This window comes from Pseudomonas sp. K5002, assembly GCF_013386655.1.
In the GTDB taxonomy this organism is placed as follows: Bacteria; Pseudomonadota; Gammaproteobacteria; order Pseudomonadales; family Pseudomonadaceae; genus Aquipseudomonas.
This window is the reverse complement of sequence record NZ_JACARK010000878.1, coordinates 1-2,577: the sequence shown is the minus strand read 5'-3', so window position 1 is coordinate 2,577 and position 2,577 is coordinate 1. Positions and strand designations below refer to the sequence as shown.

Here is a 2,577-nt window from a genome sequence, read left to right as displayed (position 1 = left end):
GCATGCGCCAGGCGTTCCTGCGGGCGTTCGGCCAGCCGCCACAGGCGATGCAGGCGGCATTGTTCAGTGCAGGGGCTGGCGCCGCTTTCAGTTGATGGTTCAGTGCAACGCTGCGCGCGTCACCAGGAAACTCAGCAGGTTCGGCTCATCGTCCAGCTCGATGGCCTGCACCGGACGCGGCAGGTTATCCAACACCGTGCGCCAGAACGCCTGGCTCACTTCATCCTGATCATAGAAACGCACCAGCCAGTTCGCCTCGCCGCTGCTCAACACCTGAGTGGCGATGGCGCGGCCAATGCCCTTGCGGCGGTAGCGTTTGAGGATGAACAGGTCCGCCAGTTCCAGCGCATCGATCCCCGGCAACTCGCTGCCTTCGATCAGCAGGAAGCCGGCGATGAAGCCGTCGACCAGCAGCAGGTTGGCACTCCACTGCGGGTCTTCCCAGTAGCGGGCCAGGTGCTCCTCATGGATGTAGAAGCGACCGTCCACCTCGACATCTTCCTGTTCCCAGTCCGAGGACTCGTAGGCGTAGAACTGGTAAAGGTTGGCGATCAACGTGGCGTGTTCCGGGCCGGTCTCGATCAGTTCGACGGTGGTATCGGGGATTGCAGGCATGGGCATCTCGGCAAAAAAACAGGCCGCCATTGTCAACAAAGCCACCTGCAATGCCAATACACCGGCCAAGCTTTCTGCTTGCTGAACCGATCGCGCTTTTCTCGTGTCAACGACAAAATCGTTACAAAGTTAGACTAAACTCCGCGTCACTTCCCTCCCCTTGCTTTCAGGATAAGTACTTTGACAAACGTCTGCACCAGCGGCCTCGATGTCGGCTTTGCGTCCCTGGATTACCTGCAAATAGGCATCCTGGGCATCATTCAGGGCATCACCGAATTGTTGCCCGTGTCTTCCACCGCCCACATGCGCATCGTGCCCGCCCTGCTCGGCTGGCCGGATCCCGGCTCGGCGTTTTCCGCAGCCATGCAGTTGGCCGCACTGGCAGCAGTGGTCAGTTACTTCTGGAAGGATGTACGCCAGGTCACGGTCGGCAGCATCACTGCGGTGCGCCAGGGTGACTACAACAACCAGTGGTTCAAGCTGGCGGTGGCCATTGTGCTGGCGACGATTCCGATCGGGATTGCCGGGATAGCCTTGTCGTCGACCCTCAACTCCTGCAACTCGCCGCTGCGCGGGCTGATGGTGATCGGGATTTCCTGCCTGGTGATGGCGGTGCTGCTGGCGGCGGCTGAACTCAGCGCAAGGCATAAGCGCACGGTGGGCGAAATGCGCCTGCGGGATGCGCTGATTGTCGGCATTGCGCAGATCGGCGCGCTGATTCCAGGGGTTTCCCGCTCGGGTTCGACCCTGACCGCCGCACTGTTCCTCAACTTCAAGCGTGAAGAAGCGGCGCGGTTTTCGTTCCTGCTGGGCTTGCCGGCGATCGCCCTCGCGGGGCTGAAAGAGCTGTGGGTATTGTTCCACGCCGACCTGCCCGCCCACGCCTGGCCGCACCTGATCTTCGGGCTGGTGGTCGCCAGTGTGTCGGCGTTCTTCGCGATCTGGGGCCTGATGAAGTTCCTGGAGCGATTCTCCACCTGGCCGTTCGTGATCTACCGCGCGGTGCTGGGGGTGTTCCTGATTGTGGCGGTGAGCACCGGGTTGTTGGCCTAAGGCGCGCGGTCGGCCAGTTCTTCGAGCAAATCCGCAGACGGTATGAAGAACAGGCCGCCGGTGACCGCCGTGCTGAAGTCCAGCAGGCGGTCATAGTTGCCGACCGGTCGGCCGACAAACATGTTCTCCAGCATCAACTCCAAAGGCTCTGGCGAGCGCGCGTAGCCGATAAAGTACGTCCCGAATTCCCCCGCGCCCGGCCGGCCAAAGGGCATGTTGTCCCGCAGGATCTTCACTTCCTCGCCGTCCTTGGTGATGGTGGTCAATGCACTGTGGGAATTGCTCGGCTTGGTCGCATCGTCGAGCTCGATGTCCGACAGCTTGGTGCGCCCGATCACCCGCTCCTGCGCCTCCACCGACAATTCATTCCAGGCCTGCATGTTGTGCAGGTACTTCTGCACCATTACATAGCTGCCGCCGCTGAACGCCGGATCCTCATCACCGACGATGGTGAAACCCACCGCCTTGCGCCCGACCGGGTTCTCGGTGCCGTCGACAAAACCGATGATGCTGCGCATGTCGAAATAGCGGAAACCCTGGACCTCGTCCACCACCGTCACCGCATCCCCCAGCGCCGCCATCAACTGGGTGGCCAATTCGAAACACAGGTCCATCTGCTCGGCACGAATGTGCAGCAGGATATCCCCCGGCGTGGCCGGCGCCAGGCGCCCGGCCACGNNCCGTCACCGCACCCCCCCGCGCCGCAATCACGGGGGTGGCAAATTCCAAACACGGGCCCATCTGCTCGGCACTATTGTGCTGCTGTATAGCCCCGGGGGGGGCGCGGCGCCCGGCCCCCGCCCACGCCCACTTCCTTGAACGGGTGCAACGCTGCTGGCCGCGGCCCCCCGAACAGCGCGTCCCACGCCTTGGAGCCAAACCCTGCGACACACGTCAGATTGCCGGCTG

The 2,577-nt window shown here is 62.6% G+C and carries 2 protein-coding genes and 2 pseudogenes; 1 reads left to right on the top strand and 3 read right to left on the bottom strand.

The window, feature by feature from the left end:
* Positions 1–99: 99 nt before the first annotated feature.
* Positions 100–606 (bottom strand): GNAT family N-acetyltransferase, encoded by a 507-nt coding sequence (locus HX846_RS30420; protein WP_032898758.1) that lies wholly within the window; start codon positions 604–606, stop codon positions 100–102.
* Positions 607–795: 189 nt separating this feature from the next.
* Here HX846_RS30420 and HX846_RS30415 point away from each other — a divergent pair, with 189 nt between their 5' ends.
* Complete coding sequence (locus HX846_RS30415; protein WP_003220102.1) at positions 796–1,668, top strand: undecaprenyl-diphosphate phosphatase; 873 nt, start codon at positions 796–798, stop codon at positions 1,666–1,668.
* Here the strand turns inward: HX846_RS30415 and HX846_RS30410 are convergent.
* A pseudogene (locus HX846_RS30410) lies at positions 1,665–2,345 on the bottom strand (Dyp-type peroxidase); the annotation flags it as partial. The gene HX846_RS30415 and the pseudogene HX846_RS30410 overlap by 4 nt on opposite strands.
* A 128-nt stretch (positions 2,346–2,473) precedes the next feature.
* Positions 2,474–2,577, bottom strand: a pseudogene (locus HX846_RS40490) (Dyp-type peroxidase domain-containing protein); the annotation flags it as partial.